The following is a 16,448-nucleotide window of genomic DNA, read 5'->3' as shown; positions in this document are numbered from 1 at the left end:
GGACATCAGATGACGAGCTCCGCGACGAGTTTGGCGATCAGGGCGTTGGACAGCACCGTGGGCAGGCCGCTGGCGCGCCGCGCCGCCGCGCGATGCGCTTCGACGAAGCCCATGCAGTCCATCAGCAGCATCCGCGCGCCGCGATCGCGCAGCGTGCGCGCCGCCGCTTCCAGTGGGCGCGGATCTTCATCGTAAGGCGAAGCGGCTTCGCACAGCGGCGCCCGGGCCAGCATGGAAAACTTGCCGGCCTCGCTGGCGGCCTGTTCGGCCAGCGGCACGATGATACCGACCTGGCGTTCGCCGGCCAACGCGGCGGCGGCCGGCGGCACGATGCGGTCGGGCTCGACCAGCCAGGCGCGTCGGGTCGTCAGGCCATGGAATTCGCCCGTGCACAGCACCAGGATGACCGTGCAGCCGCTGGCCTCCAGTTCGGCGATCTTGCCCGCCAGCGCGCCCTGGATGGCGGCCTTGTCCAGGATGACCGGATTGCCGTCCAGCAGGCGCGTCACCAGCAAGGGCTGGCCGGGCCGCGGCGCGTAGCGCGATGCGATATCGCTGGCCGACACGCCGTCCAGCACGCCGACATGGCGGGCCCGCACGCCGGCCGGCAGCGCCGCCTGCAGGATGGGGGTGATGTCGGCGCGCGGCGCCTGTCCGATGGTGATGGTGCCTAGCAAGGGATTGCCGTCCGTCATGTGTGCTCCTTGCGTGCGCGGGCTTACTGGCGCTTCTGCAGATGCGCCAGCGACCCGTACATCGCCACCAGCCGCTCGTATTCGCCGGCATCATGGAAGCTGCAGGTCCCGCGCGTGAATTCCTTGGCGACTTCCACGGCAAAGCGCACGGTGGCGGCGATATCGGCTTCGTCGCTGGCGCCGGTGCCGCAGCCCGGCACGACGCTGATCGCCGAAATCGCCACGCCGACGGTGGGCGCCCGTGTCGCGACCGATGGCTGCAGGATGCTGTTCAGGTGGTACACGCCGTTGCCGTAGGGCGTGATGTCCTGCGTGGTGATGGGAAACGTCACCGCCGGACGTCCGCTGGTCATTTCCATGATGCGCACCAGGTCCTCCGACACGCGCAGGATATAACCCTGCTTGACGGTGGGCGAGATCGCATAGCCCTTGTGGTTCAGGATGCGGTTGCCCTTGGTGGTGTCGATCGACAGCACCGCGTCCATTTCTTCCGACACCTCGTTTTCGTTCAGGGTCTCGGTGTCCATGGGCGAATCCATGAAATCCACGGGTTCGTGCGGACGCGTCGGCGCGTCGGGACAGACGTGCGTGCTGATGACGACGTCGCCCGGCAAACGGTCGCCCTGCGTGGCCATGTGCGCCAGCTTCAAGGCCGTGGCCACCGCGGCGATGGCGCCGTCGCCGTCGGATACCAGGCCGATGCGGCTGGGGCGCGCGCCGATGCCGCCCAGGCGGCCGACGATGCCCAGCGTGGGCGCGGCGCCGCCGTTCGTCTTGCCCTCCGTGCCCGGGATTTCGATGCGCACGAAGTCCGTCTTGCCCTTCGGGCCGCTGATGGTCTTGACGGCGACTTTGGCGTGCGCGGCATAGGGCCGCAGCAGGTCGACGACCGTCTGGCCGCTGGCGTAGGCGCTGTCGAAGGCGTCGAAGACTTGAAGCGTATGGCTGAGACTCATATCGGGTCCTTATTTTCCCTTGGCCTGATACTGGATCAGGGAATTGAAGAAGCTGTACAACGCATCGCCGGCGATGGATCCCGCGGCGAAGACTTCCAGGCTGTTGCGCACCTTGTCGCCCCACAGGCGCAGCGCGATCACGCGCAGCGCGATGCCGGCCAGGACCGCCCAGCCCGCGAGCGGATTGGCGATGAGCAGACCGGTGGAGAGCAGCACGCCCAGCTGGCGGCGCGGGCCGCCCAGCCACTGGATCAAGGCGCCCGGGATCGCCCATATCAGCAGCTGCATCGCCACGCCGGGCGCGACTCCCGCCTTGATGGTGGCGACATAGACCGCCGCGACGGGCGGCGTCAGGCCCTGGTCGAAATAGCTGTGATAGGTGAAATACACCATGGGCATGCTGATGACGAAGGCCAGCATGCCGGCGGCCAGCTGCTGGCGCCGGCCGTCCAGTTCGAATGCGGGATCCGCGCCGTTGCCGCGCAGCAGATAGCCTGCCTTCAGGTCGTAGCCCATGTCGGCGAACGCCGGGCCGGTGGCCGCGGCGAAGCCGCACAGGATCACCAGCGCCACCGGCGGAAAGCCGATCAGCATGCCGACCAGCAGCGTGATGAGCGCGACCGCGAACGCGGGGAACCAGCCGGAGTGCATGGCGGCGATGCCGACCAGCAGTTCGTGCACGAAGGCGGCGAAAGCGGCATAAAGGACGAAGCCGACCAGCATGGGCACGGACATGCCGGTGTACACGCCGCTGCCCAGCGCCAGCAGCGCGGCCAGCACGACGTAGGCGATCGCGCCCAGCCGCAAGGTGCGGCGCATGTCCGCGATCGTGCGCGTAGGCCCGGACGCGGGCGCCGCTTCGGCGGTCGCCGCCGTCGGCATCGTGCCGCTCCGCTTGGACGCGCCGGCGTCGTCGCCGCCGCGGGCGCGGATCTGCGCGATCACCTGTATCAAGGCGACCAGGCCCGCCCCGATCATCAGGCCGTGCGGGATATACAGCGCATTGATGTCCCATCCCATGATGGGCTTCGCATAGCCGCGTATCAACAGCCCGATGCCGAACATCGTCAGCGCCCAGATATTGCCCAGGAAGGCCGTGCCGAAAGCCGACATGGGAATGTGCAGCCAGGCGCCGACCAGACCGACCCCGATCCCGACGCCGAGCAGCCGCGCCTGCCGCCCGCCGGTGTCGCCGGCCTTGATCGCCTCGGCCGCCGCCACGCCCGGCGGCCAGGCGCCCGCGGCGGGGAAGATGCGGCTGTCGAACAGCCGGTACAGCAGATAGCCATCCAGCAGCATGGCCGCCGCCACGCCGACGAACATCGGCAGCACCAGGTCCGTGCGGCCGAACAGGTAGGGAATGGCGATGGGCAGCAGCAGGCTGTTGGCCGCGCCGAAGGTCGCCGACGATATCGCGCTCTGCGCCAGGTTCTGTTCGTGTATCGAGCGGAAGCGGGCGAACAGCGCCAGCGGTATGCGCGCCAGGATCATCGCCACCAGCGCGCCGATGATGGACGTATTGGGCGTTACGCCCAGCGAGACCAGCAGCTGGATGCCGATGATGGCGCCGAAGACGCTGAGCAGCGCCAGCAATATGAAGGTGCCGCCGCTGAACGCGCGCGGGTGAGAATCCGTATGCCGCATGTGTATTCCCCTTGTGTTTTTTCAGTGGTGGACCGCGTCCGCCGGCGCCGTGCCGGCGGGGACGGGCGCCATGGCTTGCCAGAAGGCATCGCCCGCGGCGCGGCCGATGGCCGCGACATGGCCGACCAGGCGATGGGCCAGGGCGTCGATGAAGCCTGGCTGGTTCAGCGACGCCGGAAAGCTCAGGCAGAAGGCCAGGATTTCGCCGCTCTGCGGATCGTTGACGGTGGCGCTGACCGAGCCGACGCCGGCCAGGCTTTCATCCAGCGCCCAGGCCCAGCCCCGGACCCGCACGTCGTCCAGCTGGGCGGCCAGCGCCGCCGCGTCGGGCGGGGCGTGCGGCAGCACCCGCGCGCGGGGGGCGAACGTGGCGGGATGCGCCCGGCGCGCCGTGTCGCCGTCCAGCCTGGCCAGCAGCGCCCGTCCGGTGGAGCTGGCATAGGCGGGCAGCCGATAACCGGGCTGGGTCACCACGCGCAAGGGATGCGAACCGTGGAATGCGCGCAGCACCACGACGTCGCGCCGGCTTTCGTCCAGCACCGAGATATATCCCGTGTGTCCCGTTTCGGCCACCAGCGCTTCCAGCGCCTGTTCCAGGCGCCGGATCAGCGGGGTGCTGCCACGCGCCTGATGGGCGACTTCCAGCAGCAGCAGGGCGGGGCGGTATTTCAGCGTGGCCGCGTCGCGTTCCAGCAGGCCGCTTTCCAGCATCTGCTTCAACAGCCGGGACGACGAACTCTTGGGCAGGCCCAGGTGCGCGACGACGTCGGTCACGCTGACTTCGCCGCCGTGTTGGGCCAGCACCCGCAGCACCCGGGCCGCGTTATCGAGAACACTCATGGGAAGCGCTTGGTTCCAAAATATGGAACCGGATGTCGTTGTATGGAATCGGGTAATTCTAGTGCGATGGCCGCCCGGCGCGCCTACGGACTTTCCCGGGGGCATTGCACTGCACCATCGAAGGCGTGGAAACGCCGCATTCTCAAATAGGCAACCCCAAATGCCCCGAGGCTCGTAACATCGTCATCCTGGCGCACGCCCGTCCGGGTGGACGGGCATGCCGCCGCGCGTTTGCGTTCAATGCTCACGCGCCGGCCGCGCCAACGGGATTGGCTGTCAGGAGATGACCATGATGAAACATGAACTGAAGATTTCTTCGATGAAGGAGCAATGCTCCGAAGCCGAATGGGAAGCCCGCGTCGACCTGGCGGCCTGTTACCGCCTGGTCGCGCACTACGGCATGTCGGACATGATCGCCAACCACATCTCCCTGCGCGTGCCGGGCGAGACCGGCGCCTTCCTGATCAATGCCTACGGCCTGCTCTATGAAGAAATCACGGCGTCCAGCCTGCTGAAGATCGATCATCACGGCAACATCCTCAGCAAGCCGGACTTCGGCCCGCATCTGTCCTATGGCGTGAACAAGGCCGGTTTCGTCATCCACAGCGCCATCCATGAAAAGCGCCCCGAAGTGGATTGCGTGATCCATACGCATACCTGGGCCGGCATGGCCGTGTCGTCGCTGGCCTGCGGACTGCTGCCGCTGAACCAGACGTCCATGCGTTTCATGAAGATCGGCTATCACGACTACGAAGGCGTGGTGCTGGACCTGAGCGAGCAGGAATCGCTGTGCCGCGACCTCGGCCAGAACGAAGCCCTGATCCTGCGCAACCATGGCCTGCTGACGGTCGGCCGCAGCATCGGCGAAGCCTTCAACTGGATGCATCGCCTGGAAGTGTCCTGCCGCGCGCAATTGGCCGCCATGGCCTGCAACGCACCGCTGAACCCGGTATCCAAGGAAGTGATCCAGGCTACCTGGAACCAGTACCAGCCGGGTACGCGGCGTCCCTACGGCCAGATGGAATGGCCCGCGCTGCTGCGCCTGGCGGACCGCCTGGATCCGTCGTACCGCACATAAGCATTTTTCCATCAAGAAAGTACGGAGACTTCAATGAAGCAGTTCAAAGGCGCTGTGAAAGCGCTGGGGATGGTTATTGCCTTGAGCCTGGGCGCGCATGCGGGGCTCGCCGCGGCCGAGGGCTATCCCGACAAGCCGATACGGCTGATCGTTCCGTATCCGCCCGGCGGCAATCTGGACATCACCACGCGCGCCATCACCACGGCGATGGCGCGCTACCTGAAGCAATCGATCGTGGTGGAAAACCTGGGTGGGGCCGGCGGCTCCATCGGCGCCGGCAACGTCGCCCGTTCGGCGCCGGACGGCTATACGGTCCTGTCCACCACCATCGTGCCGCTGGTCGTCAACCCGACGCTGGTGCCGGGCACCAAGGTCAAGCTGGGCGACTTCGATCCCATCGGCATGCTGGCCGTGGTGCCTTCGGTCCTGGAAGTGAACGCCAAGAACAAGCAGGGCATCAAGGATTTCCAGGGCTTCATCGCGTATGCGAAGGCGCATCCGGGCGAGCTCGCCATTGCCCATTCGGGTACGGGTACGACGAATCACATCGCCGAACTGCTGCTGGAGCAGGACTTCGGCATCAAGATCAATCCCATCCCGTACAAGGGCTCGGCGCCCGCGCTGGCGGACATGCTGGGCAACCAGGTCGATGGCATGGTGGATCAGCTGACCAGTTCGCAGCCGCAGATCCAGAACGGCTCGCTGACCGCCTTGGCCGTGACCTCGGCCAAGCGGGTGCCTTCGCTGCCGAACGTGCCGACCGTGGCCGAGCTGGGCAAGCCCGATTTCGAGATGGTGACCTATTCGGCCTTGATGACGCCCAAGGGCACGCCCAAGGAAGTCCGCCAGGTACTGAACGACGCGCTGGCCAAGGCCGTCGCCGACCCGGAAGTGCAGAAGCAACTGGCCAACATCGGCTCGGAAGTGGTGCCGTCCACCATCGATCAGTCCGCGCAGATTTTCGCCAAGGAAGAAGCCAAGCTGCAGCCGCTGCTGACTTCCGGCGTGTTGAAGCCCGAGAACGCGCGTTGATGGAGGAGCGATCATGACCAAGCCCTGTCTTCCGCCTCATCCCGAGATCACGCCGGTGCGCTTCAAGGTGCCGGCCGGCGCCTGCGATTCGCATGCGCACGTCTTCGGTCCCTACGCGCAATTCCCGCTCAGCGAGGATCGCAGCTACACGCCGCCGGAAAACGGCGCCGAGCGTTTCATCGCGCATCTCGATCGGCTGGGCCTGACCCGTGGCGTGCTGGTGACGGCCAGCGCGCAGGGCGACGACAACCGCAACGTGCTGCAGGCATTGAGCGAGTATCCCGACCGCCTGCGCGCGGTGGGCGTGCTGCGTGGTGACATCCCGGAAAAGGATCTGGATGCGCTGGCGCGGCAAGGCGTGCGCGGCGCGCGCTTCAACCTGTACAAGCATGACGGCAAGGCGGTGTACCGCAACGGCGTCGGCATCGACGACTTCACCGCGTTGGCCCCGCGCCTGAAGGCGCGCGGCATGCACGCGCAGATATGGATACATGCGCCGGACCTGCCGGAAATGGCGCCGACGCTGCTGGCGTCGGGGGTGGATCTGGTCGTCGATCACCAGGGCCGCATGAACGCGGCGCGCAGCGTCGATGACCCGGGCTTCCAGTTCCTATGCAAGCTGCTCGCCGAAGGCAAGGCGTGGACGAAGATATCGGGCGCCGACCGCAATACCGCGGTGGGTTCGCCATTTCCCGACATCGCGCCGTTCGCGACCTCCCTGCTGAAGGCAAACAGCGAACGCGTGGTCTGGGGCACCGACTGGCCGCACATCAACTACTACGAGCCGGCCCATGTGCCCGACGACGGCATCCTGCTGAACCTGCTGGGGGACTGGATGCCGGATGAAGCCACGCGCAAGCGCGTGCTGGTGGACAACCCGGCGCGGCTGTACGGTTTCAATCCTGCCTGACGGGATGCCTGGGAGACCGGGCGGAAGGCAGCAGGAGTCGAACCTACGTGGGAACGTCTGACGTCCCCAACCGGGTTTGAAGCCCGGCCGCACCACCGGGTACGGATGCCTTCCGGAAGCGCTAGATTGTACGAGATGCGGCGCGACCATCGAGACCGGTCGCGCCGCCGTCGGTGCGCAGCAGATGCAGATCGCGCAGGCGGCGCGTGTAGCCGACGCGATCGAAATATTCCAGTATCTGTATGGCGCGCTTGCGCCCGAGCCCGGTGGCGTCGCGGAAATGCGCGGCATTGATGCCCATGGGCGCCGTCCGCGTGTCATCCGGCGCGCCATCCCGCGCCAGTCGCGCGAACAGTTCGGCCAGCTCCTGCATCCTGTCACGGTGATAGAACAGGTCCGGTACGACCTGCGCCACGTCGCCGCGCCGCAGCAGCTTGCGCAGCACCTTGCGGACCCGGTCTTCCGCTTCGTTACGCATGCGCGCCAGGTCGCGCACCCATGGCGGGTCATAGGCGCCCGCGTGCAGCAAGGGCAGCAGCGCCTGCGCGAGCCGGGTCTCCTCGTCGTCGAACTGCACGGCATGGCCGGGCAGGTGCAGCCATGGTCCGTTGCGCACGATCGTGCCGTCCTGCAGCAGGTCGGCGATCAAGGCCTGCCACGGCGCATCCGGCAAGGCGGGCAGGGCGATGCGCCGCAGCCTGCCCGCGTCCGCGCCGGGTTCGTCCGGCGTATCCATGTGCAATCTTTCCAGCGCCGTCCTCACCGTCGCGCGCAGCGTGTCCCAATGCGCGCGCAGGATCAGCGTGCGCGCGCCGTGGGTCGAATTCGCCGCGACCCACAGGGCATCGTCCGGGATGGACGTCTCCTCGGCCGGGCGACCGGTCAGCCGCATCAGCTGGTGTTCGTCCAGGCCCGCCGCCGCCTGCGTCAACAAGGCATGCATGCCGCCGCCGTCCAGCATGGCGGCCACGGCATCCAGCCAGGCCATGCGCTGAGGCGTGCGGCGCCGGCGGTCGGGCGCATTGGGATCGAGCACGCGTCCGCCGCCCAGGGTCTGCGCGGCCTGCGCGTTGCGAACGATGTAGCGATCGCCGGGCATGGCGCACACCGGGTGGTCGAACACCAGTTGGGCGCGCGCCATGGCCCCCGGCGCGACGCTGTCCGCCGACAGCGGCACGACGTGCGCCATATGGTGCGCCGCGCCCAGGTGGACATGCACGGGCAGCCATGTCGTCGCCGCCGCGTCGGCCGAGGCGAGCATGCGCAGCTCGACGTCGACGTGCCGCGAGGGCACGAAACACCTGGCGTCGGCGATCCAGTCGCCGCGCGCGATGGCGGATTTGTCGATGCCGGCCAGATTCAGCGCGCAACGCTGGCCAGCGTGTCCGCTGGGGCTCGGCCGGTTCTGCGCGTGGATGCTCCGTATCCGCACAGGCGTGCCCGCCGGCATCAGCATCGACGTGGCGCCGTCATCGGCGCCGGCCTGTACGCGCCCCGAGTGCACGGTGCCGGTCACGACCGTCCCCTGGCCGGACAGGGTGAAGACGCGGTCCACCGCCAGGCGGAACAGGCCGCCGGCCCGCCGCGCGGGCAGGGCTGCCGCGGCCTGCTCGATATGCGCCCGCAAGGCGCGCGTGCCCAGGTCCGCGAGGCTGCTGGCGTTGACCATGAACACGCGGGCCTCCGCCAGGAACGTTCCCGCCGCCAGGCCCAGCACGTCCCGCCGCACCGTGTCGAGCCGGTCGGCGTCCACCCGGTCCACCTTGGTGATGGCGATCGCGCCCTGCGAAACGCCCAGCAATTGCAGGATGGCCAGGTGTTCGCGCGTCTGCGGCATGATGCCGTCGTCGGCGGCGATGACCAGCAATCCGAAGTCGATGCCGCCCGCGCCCGCCGCCATGGTGTGCACCAGCTTCTCGTGGCCGGGCACGTCGATATAGCCCAGCACGTCGCCATCGGGCAGCGGCGTGTACGCATAGCCGAGTTCGATCGAGATGCCGCGCGCCTTTTCTTCCTTCAGGCGATCCGTGTCCACGCCCGTCAGCGCGCGCACCAGGGTGGTCTTGCCATGGTCGATATGGCCGGCGGTACCGACGATCATGCCAGCGGATCTTCCAGCTGCGCGAGAAAGGCGGCTTCGTCGCGCGCTTCCAGGCAGCGCAGGTCCAGCCACAAGGCGTTGTCGCCGATGCGGCCGATGACCGGACGGGGCAGGCCGCGCAGTGCCGCCTGGAGCGCGTCCAGCGCCCGGCCGGCGCGTCCCTTGCCCGCATGGCGGATGGCATATCCGTAGCTGGGCAGTTGATCCACCGGCAAGGCGCCGCTGCCGATCTGGCTGGTCATGGGCGCCGCTTCGGCGGCATAGCGCTCGCCCAGCGCGCGCTGCAGCGCGGGCAGCATGCGTTCGGCCTGTTCCCGCATCTGCGCGGGCGGCCGCGTCAGCAGGCGCAGCGTCGTCAGCCTGTCGGCCAGGATTTCCGGTGCACGGTACAACGCCAATACCGGCTCCAGCGCGGCCAGTGTCAGCTTGCCCACGCGCAACGCGCGCTTGAGCGGATTCTTCTTGATCTTGCGTATCAGCTCGGCGCGGCCGACGATCAGCCCGGCCTGCGGACCGCCCAGCAACTTGTCGCCGCTGAACGTGACCAGGTCCGCGCCGGCGGCGAGGGTCTCGCGCACGGTGTCCTCGCGCGGGAGGCCCCAGCGCGACAGGTCCAGCAGCGTGCCGCTGCCCAGGTCCACGGTCATGGGCAGGCCGGCCTGGTGCGCGATCCGGGCGGCCTGGGCGACGTCGACGCTGCGGGTGAATCCGGTGACGGCGTAGTTGCTGCAATGCACCTTCATCAGCATGGCCGTGCGCGGCCCGATGGCGCTCTGGTAGTCGACGGGATGGGTGCGATTGGTGGTGCCGATTTCCACCAGCCTGGCGCCCGCGCGCTTCATCACGTCCGGAATGCGGAAGGCGCCGCCTATTTCCACCAGTTCGCCGCGCGACACGATGACCTCGCGGCGGTCGGCCAGGGAGTTCAGCATCAGCAGGACCGCGGCGGCGTTGTTGTTCACCACGGTCGCGGCTTCCGCGCCCGTCAGTTCGCGCAGCAGGCCTTCGACCAGATCGTCACGGTCGCCGCGGCCGCCGGTCTCCAGGTCGTATTCCAGGTTGGCGGGCGTGGTCAATGCGCGTACCACCGCCGCCACCGCTTCGTCCGGCAGCAGCGCGCGGCCGAGGTTGGTGTGCAGCACCGTTCCGGTCAGGTTGAAGACCGCGCGCAGCCGGGGTTGCGCGGCTTTCTCCAGCGCGGCGCCCACCTGGCCGGAGATGGCTTCCGGCGTCACCGAGGCCGCCGTCAGCTCCCCCGCCCGCGCGGCCTGCCGCAGCGTATCGAGATGCGTGCGCAAGGCGGCGACCACCTGGGTATGGCCATGCCCTTGCAGCAGGGGCTGCATGCACGCCGCGTTCAGCAGGCGGTCCAGCGAAGGGATGAGCGCCGCGCCGGCCGCCCGTGGTGTCCCATCCAGGCCGTTGCCCGTATCCTGGGCCGTCCCCTGGTCCGCCTTCGCCGCGCCGTTCGCGTTCATGCTTCTTCTTGCCATAAAAGCGGGTTGCCGCTGGCGCGGCCGTAGTCCGCTTCACCCATCAGCACGTCCAGCATCAGGCTCGCAAGATCGTCCGCCACCGGCTCGACGTTCATGTCTTTCTCCTGATAGAAAATCTTGCGATACGTGCGGCACTTGTCGCAGGATTCGGCCTTGATGGCTTCGGATCCACCGTCTATCGCGTGATAGGCGATGCCTTCCGTGGACTCGCACTGGGTGCATTTCACGCGCACCATATGCCATTCCGTGGCGCACAGCGAGCAGCACAGATAGCGGTAGCCCTGGTACTGGCCACCCACGCGCACCACGCTGGCCACGGGCAGGCTGCCGCACAGCGGGCAGACGCCGAAAGGGCTGACGACCGGCAACTGCGCGGCATCGAAGCGGACCGCCATATCGGTCCAGACCACCTGCAGCGCGCCCATCACGAAGGGCGCCGCGGCGGCGTCGATCTGTTCTTCGCTCTCGTTCAGCAGGTTGTCCGCCCACTGTTCGATGCCTTCGGGAAATTCTTCCAGCGTGGCCAGCGTCGCCTGGCAGGTTTCAACGGCTTGCGGCGGCGCCTCGGGAGAGCGCGCCACTTCGTCCAGCAGGGTCCGCAGGACCTTCCGCCATGCCGGGTCGCGGGGCCATCCCACCGCCTGCAGGGGCGGCATCCCGTGGGCTTGCGCGAGGTCGATGCGTTCGCCGGAAGCCACCGCCGCGGCGGCATCAGCCGCGCCCAGGCCGGCAAGCACGCGGTGCTGCGCGTCGGCCAGGTGCGCCATCAGCAACAGGTAATCGCCCACCGGGCTATCGGCGGCCAGCTGGCGCAGGCGCGCCGCGCGGTCGCGAAAGACGCTCTCCCGCGCGGGCAGCCGCAGCCGCGGCAGGGCATTGTGATCCAGTGCCTCGATTTCGCCGCGTTGAAGAATGCGTTGCACAACCAACCTCCGATCGGAAAAAGCCTGGGGAACGGTCGTCGGCCAACGCGGCGCCGCTTAGGCGGGAGTCTACTTGCCCAGGGGCTGCTTGCGGACCTCGCGGAACCAGGCGCGGTGATGCTTCCAGGCCCAGCCCCAGGTGACCGTGCCGCGCATCATGGCGCCGATCGAGCCCTTGACCCAGATGCCCGCGTAGATGTGCACGACGATCGCGCAGATCATAACCAGCCCGCACGCCGCGTGCACCACCGACGCCGCCCGGATGACGGTGATGGGGAAATAGAACGAGAAATACTGGCGCCAGATGACGATGCCGCTGAGCAACAGGCCGATCATGCAGACGATCAGCACGTAGTACAGCAGCTTCTGGCCGCCGTTGTAGCGGCCGACCTCCGGCAGGCGGTCTTCGCGGTTGGTGATCACGTCGCGCCCGCGCTTGAGCCACTCCCGGTCGCGCGCTTCCATCTTGTTGTGCCGCCACAGGCGGGCGGCGAACCAGGCGAAGCACAGGAACATGAACACCCCGACGAAGGGGTGCAGGATGCGCGTCCACGGGCCGCCCCCGAACAGGCTGGTCAGCCAGAACATCGCCGGATGGAACAGCGCCAGGCCCGACAAGGCCAGCAGCACGAAGCTGATGGCGACGATCCAGTGATTGCTGCGCTGCCCCGGCGTATAGCGCTCGATCAGCGGGTGACCGTCAGGTGAGGTTTCATGGTCCTTCATGGCGCGCCTCCTGTTGGGCCGTCGGACGGCCGCTGTGCACCGGTTCGTCCGGCGGCATGGCTTCGGCGTTGCGTTCGTCTTCCTCGTGCACTTCGTTCGGACCCACGCGGACGTAGTGGAAGAACCCGGCCAGCGCGGTCAACGCGACGGCGGCCAGGCCCAGGGGCTTGGAAATGCCTTTCCACAGCGACACCAGGGGACTGATGGTGGGCTTGTCCGGCAGCCCGTGATACAGGCTGGGCTGGTCGGCGTGATGCAGCACGTACATGACATGCGTGCCGCCCACGCCCGCCGGGTCGTACAGCCCGGCCTGGTCGAAGCCGCGCGATTTCAGGTCCTCGATGCGGTCGGCCGCGTGCTGCTTCATGTCCTCCTTGGTGCCGAACACGATGGCGCCGGTGGGACAGGTCTTGACGCAGGCCGGCTCCTGGCCCACCGCGACGCGGTCGGAGCAGAGCGTGCACTTGTAGGCCTTGTGGTCCTGCTTCGAAATGCGCGGCACGTTGAAGGGGCAGCCGGTAATGCAATAGCCGCAGCCGATGCAGTTCTCTTCGTGGAAGTCGACGATGCCGTTGGTGTACTGCACGATCGCGCCCGGCGACGGGCAGGCCTTCAGGCAGCCGGGATCTTCGCAGTGCATGCAGCCGTCCTTGCGGATCAGCCACTCCAGGTCGCCCTTGGGGTTCTCGTATTCGGAGAACCGCATGACCGTCCACGAGTGTTCGGTGAGGTCGGCGGGGTTGTCGTACACCCCCACGGCTTCACCGACCACGTCGCGCAGGTCGTTCCATTCCATGCAGGCGCTTTGGCAGGCCTTGCAGCCTATGCACTTGCTGACGTCGATCAGCTTGGCCACGCTGCCGGTCACCGGCTCGCGCACGCCCGGAGGCGGCGTGGTGGTGGCCGAGCGGCGCTTGATATCCAGGGATTGCATACTCATCGCTCGGCTCCTAGGCTTTTTCCACTTGGACCAGGAAGGACTTGAATTCCGGGGTCTGCGAATTGCCGTCGCCCACGAAAGGCGTCAGCGTATTCGCGAGGAAGCCCGGCCTGGCCAGCCCGACGAAGCCCCAGTGGATGGGCACGCCGACGTGATGCACCGTCTTGCCCTCCACCGTCAGCGGCCGTATCCGCTTGGTGACCAGGGCCACCGCCTTGATGTAGCCGCGATTGGAGGAGACCTTGACCTGCTGGCCGTTGGCGATGCCCAGGTCCTTGGCCAGCGCCTCGCCGATTTCCACGAACTGCTGCGGCTGCAACACCGCGTTGATGCGGCAGTGCTTGGTCCAGTAGTGGAAATGCTCGGTCAGGCGGTAGGTGGTGGCGACGTACGGGAACTTGTCTACCGTGCCCATGGACGCCCGGTCCGAGTCGAACAGGCGCGCCGCGGGATTGCTGGTGACGCCCTTGGCCTGCGGATACAGCGGGTTGTAGCCCAGCGGATTTTCGAACGGCTCGTAGTGCTCGGGGAAGGGACCTTCCGCCAGGCCGTTGCGCGAGAAGAAGCGCGCCACGCCCTCGGGGTTCATGATGAACGGGCCCATGCCGCCTGCCGGGTTCTCGTCCGCCTTGAAATCCGGGATGTCGGCGCCGACCCAGGCCTTGCCGTTCCACGACACCAGGCTGCGGCGCGGGTCGTAGGGCTTGCCCGCCGGATCGCAGGACGCGCGGTTGTACAGCACGCGGCGATTCGCCGGCCAGGCCCAGGCCCAGTTCAGGGTCTGGCCGATGCCGGTCGGATCGCTGTTGTCGCGCCGCGCCATGAGGTTGCCTTCCGGTCCCCAGGCGCCGGCGAAAATCCAGCAGCCGCTGGACGTGGTGCCGTCGTCGCGCAGTTCCGCGAAGCTGGCCAGTTGATCGCCGGCGCGCCGCAGGATGCGCGACGGATCCTTGGGATCGGCCAGGTCCGTGACCGCCTTGCCCGAGTACTCCTTGGCCAGTTCCTCGGCCGTCGGGCTTTCCGGATCGGAGTAGGGCCAGGCCAGGTTGACGATGGGATCGGGGTATTTGCCGCCCTCCTGCCGGTACAGCTTGCGCAGGCGGGTGAACAGCAGCGACATGATCTCGATATCGCTCTTGGCTTCACCCGGGGGCTCGGCGCCTTTCCAATGCCATTGCAACCAGCGGCCCGAATTCACCAGCGCGCCGCTTTCCTCGGCGAAACAGGTGGTGGGCAGCCGGAAGACCTCGGTCTGGATCTTCGACGGGTCCACATCATTGTGTTCGCCGAAATTGCGCCAGAACTCGGAAGTCTCCGTCACCAGCGGGTCCATGATGACCAGCCACTTCAGCTTGGAGAAGCTTTCGATCAGCTTGCCCTTGTTGGGGGCCGCGGCCAGGGGATTGAACCCTTGCGCGATATAGCCGTTCATCTTGCCCTGGTGCATCAGCTCGTAGACCTGCAGCATGTCGTAGAGCCGGTCCAGCTTGGGCAGGTAGTCGTAGCCCCAGTTGTTCTCGGGCTTGGCGGCGGCGCCCCACCAGGCCTTCATCAGGCTGACGTGGAACTTCCGGTAGTTCTGCCAGTAGCTCAGCTGGTTGGGGCGCAGGGGCTTGAGCGCGCGCTTGGCGATGTACTGCTCGAAATCCTGTTCGCTTTCCACCGGCAGGGTCATGTAGCCCGGCAGCAGGTTCGACATCAGGCCCAGGTCGGTCAGGCCCTGGATATTCGAGTGCCCGCGAAGCGCGTTCATGCCGCCGCCCGCGATACCGATATTGCCCAGCAGCAGTTGCACCATCGCGCCCGTGCGTATCATCTGCGAGCCGACCGAATGCTGCGTCCAGCCCAGCGCATACATGATGGTGGCGGCGCGGTTGCCGGTCGCCGTCGACGCCAGCATCTCGCACACCTTCAGGAACTTGTCCTTGGGCGTGCCGCAGACGCGCTCGACCATCTCCGGCGTGTAGCGCGAGTAGTGCTGCTTGAGCAACTGGTAGACGCAACGCGGGTGCTGCAGCGACGGGTCGGTCTTGACGTAGCCGTCGTCACCGCGCTCGTAGTCCCAGGTGGTCTGGTCGTAGGCGCGCTTTTCGGCGTTGTAGCCCGAATACAGGCCGGCGTCGAAGGTGAAATCCGAACGCACGATGAACGACATGTCGGTGTAGTTGCCGACGTAGTCGTGATGGATCTTGTCGTTGGCGATCAGGTAATTGATCACCCCGCCCAGGAACAGGATGTCCGTGCCGGTGCGTATGGGCGCGTAGAAATCCGCCACGGAAGCCGAGCGATTGAAGCGCGGATCCACGACGATCAGTTTGGCCTTGTTATGGGCCTTGGCTTCGGTCACCCACTTGAATCCGCAGGGGTGCGCCTCGGCGGCATTGCCGCCCATGATAAGGATGATGTCCGCGTTCTTGATGTCGACCCAATGGTTCGTCATCGCTCCACGGCCAAACGTCGGGGCAAGACCTGCCACCGTCGGGCCATGTCAGACACGAGCCTGATTGTCGAACGCCAGCATCCCCATGCTGCGGATGGTTTTGTGCGTGATGTAGCCGACTTCGTTGCTGCTGGCCGACGCGGCCAGCATGCCCGTGGTCAGCCAGCGGTTCACCGTCTTGCCGTCGTCGGTTTTCTCGACGAAATTGGCATCGCGGTCCTGCTTCATCAGCCGGGTGATGCGCGACAGCGCATCTTCCCAGGAAATCCGCTGCCATTTGTCGGAACCCGGGGCACGGTATTCCGGATACTGCAGGCGGTTGGGGCTGTGGACGAAATCGATCAGCGCGGCGCCCTTGGGGCAGAGCGTGCCGCGATTGACGGGATGGTCGGGATCGCCTTCGATGTGGATGATACTGGGCGTGGCGTTCTTGGCGCCGTCGCCAAGGCCGTACATCAGGATCCCACAGGCGACCGAACAGTAGGGACAGGTGTTGCGCGTTTCGGTGGTCCGCGCAAGCTTGTACTGGCGCACTTCCGCCATGGCCTGCCGGGGCGCCGCCCCGAGCAATGCCAGGCTGGAGCCCGCCAGCGTCGCACCCGTCACCTTGAAGAACTGGCGCCGGTTCATATTGACCATGGCTTTTCCTTCTTGATGGTTATGTGCG

The 16,448-nt window shown here is 67.0% G+C and carries 13 protein-coding genes and 1 tRNA gene; 3 read left to right on the top strand and 11 right to left on the bottom strand.

Annotation, left to right across the window (positions count from 1 at the left end):
* Positions 1 to 5 precede the first annotated feature (5 nt).
* The 4 genes from CAL26_RS19055 to CAL26_RS19040 are packed head-to-tail and all read right to left on the bottom strand — an operon-like array spanning position 6 to position 4,135.
* On the bottom strand, positions 6 to 695 hold the full coding sequence (locus CAL26_RS19055; RefSeq protein ID WP_094848341.1) for an AroM family protein: 690 nt from the start codon (positions 693 to 695) through the stop codon (positions 6 to 8).
* A gap of 23 nt (positions 696 to 718) precedes the next feature.
* Positions 719 to 1,651 (bottom strand): DUF1177 domain-containing protein, encoded by a 933-nt coding sequence (locus CAL26_RS19050; RefSeq protein ID WP_094848340.1) that lies wholly within the window; start codon positions 1,649 to 1,651, stop codon positions 719 to 721.
* Between the two features lie 9 nt (positions 1,652 to 1,660).
* The gene (locus CAL26_RS19045; RefSeq protein WP_094848339.1) at positions 1,661 to 3,295 is read right to left on the bottom strand and encodes an OPT/YSL family transporter; all 1,635 of its coding nucleotides are present in this window, start codon (positions 3,293 to 3,295) and stop codon (positions 1,661 to 1,663) included.
* A 21-nt stretch (positions 3,296 to 3,316) separates the two neighbouring features.
* Positions 3,317 to 4,135, bottom strand: coding sequence for an IclR family transcriptional regulator (locus CAL26_RS19040; protein WP_179283392.1), 819 nt, complete (start codon positions 4,133 to 4,135; stop codon positions 3,317 to 3,319).
* 289 nt (positions 4,136 to 4,424) lie between these two features.
* Between CAL26_RS19040 and CAL26_RS19035 the strand changes: the two genes are divergently transcribed.
* Genes CAL26_RS19035 through CAL26_RS19025 form a run of 3 tightly spaced genes read left to right on the top strand, consistent with a single transcriptional unit; the run spans position 4,425 to position 7,155 of the window.
* A complete protein-coding gene (locus CAL26_RS19035) occupies positions 4,425 to 5,213 on the top strand; it encodes a class II aldolase/adducin family protein (protein ID WP_094848337.1) in 789 nt (262 codons plus the stop codon).
* A gap of 33 nt (positions 5,214 to 5,246) precedes the next feature.
* On the top strand, positions 5,247 to 6,245 hold the full coding sequence (locus tag CAL26_RS19030; RefSeq protein ID WP_094848336.1) for a tripartite tricarboxylate transporter substrate binding protein: 999 nt from the start codon (positions 5,247 to 5,249) through the stop codon (positions 6,243 to 6,245).
* A gap of 13 nt (positions 6,246 to 6,258) precedes the next feature.
* Positions 6,259 to 7,155, top strand: coding sequence for an amidohydrolase family protein (locus CAL26_RS19025; protein ID WP_094848335.1), 897 nt, complete (start codon positions 6,259 to 6,261; stop codon positions 7,153 to 7,155).
* Between the two features lie 21 nt (positions 7,156 to 7,176).
* Here CAL26_RS19025 and CAL26_RS19020 read toward each other — a convergent pair.
* The 7 genes from CAL26_RS19020 to fdnG form a co-directional block, all read right to left on the bottom strand.
* Positions 7,177 to 7,269, bottom strand: a tRNA-Sec gene (locus CAL26_RS19020).
* A 7-nt stretch (positions 7,270 to 7,276) separates the two neighbouring features.
* Entirely contained in the window at positions 7,277 to 9,256 is a 1,980-nt protein-coding gene (selB, locus tag CAL26_RS19015; RefSeq protein WP_094848334.1) for a selenocysteine-specific translation elongation factor, read from the bottom strand.
* Positions 9,253 to 10,734, bottom strand: coding sequence for an L-seryl-tRNA(Sec) selenium transferase (gene selA / locus CAL26_RS19010; protein ID WP_094848333.1), 1,482 nt, complete (start codon positions 10,732 to 10,734; stop codon positions 9,253 to 9,255). Before selA ends, selB begins: the two co-directional genes overlap by 4 nt.
* The gene (gene fdhE / locus CAL26_RS19005; RefSeq protein ID WP_094848332.1) at positions 10,731 to 11,675 is read right to left on the bottom strand and encodes a formate dehydrogenase accessory protein FdhE; all 945 of its coding nucleotides are present in this window, start codon (positions 11,673 to 11,675) and stop codon (positions 10,731 to 10,733) included. Before fdhE ends, selA begins: the two co-directional genes overlap by 4 nt.
* A 69-nt stretch (positions 11,676 to 11,744) precedes the next feature.
* The gene (locus CAL26_RS19000) at positions 11,745 to 12,401 is read right to left on the bottom strand and encodes a formate dehydrogenase subunit gamma (RefSeq protein WP_094848331.1); all 657 of its coding nucleotides are present in this window, start codon (positions 12,399 to 12,401) and stop codon (positions 11,745 to 11,747) included.
* Positions 12,388 to 13,341: a formate dehydrogenase subunit beta gene (fdxH, locus tag CAL26_RS18995; protein WP_256988529.1), complete on the bottom strand. Its 954-nt coding sequence runs from the start codon at positions 13,339 to 13,341 to the stop codon at positions 12,388 to 12,390. Before fdxH ends, CAL26_RS19000 begins: the two co-directional genes overlap by 14 nt.
* A 10-nt stretch (positions 13,342 to 13,351) precedes the next feature.
* Positions 13,352 to 16,420, bottom strand: a complete 3,069-nt coding sequence (gene fdnG / locus CAL26_RS18990; protein ID WP_143277455.1) for a formate dehydrogenase-N subunit alpha — start codon at positions 16,418 to 16,420, stop codon at positions 13,352 to 13,354.
* Between the last annotated feature and the right edge of the window lie 28 nt (positions 16,421 to 16,448).

This window comes from Bordetella genomosp. 9 (assembly GCF_002261425.1).
GTDB lineage: Bacteria > Pseudomonadota > Gammaproteobacteria > Burkholderiales > Burkholderiaceae_B > Bordetella_C.
The sequence above is the reverse complement of the archived record's forward strand: the minus strand, read 5'-3'. Positions and strand labels throughout refer to the sequence as shown.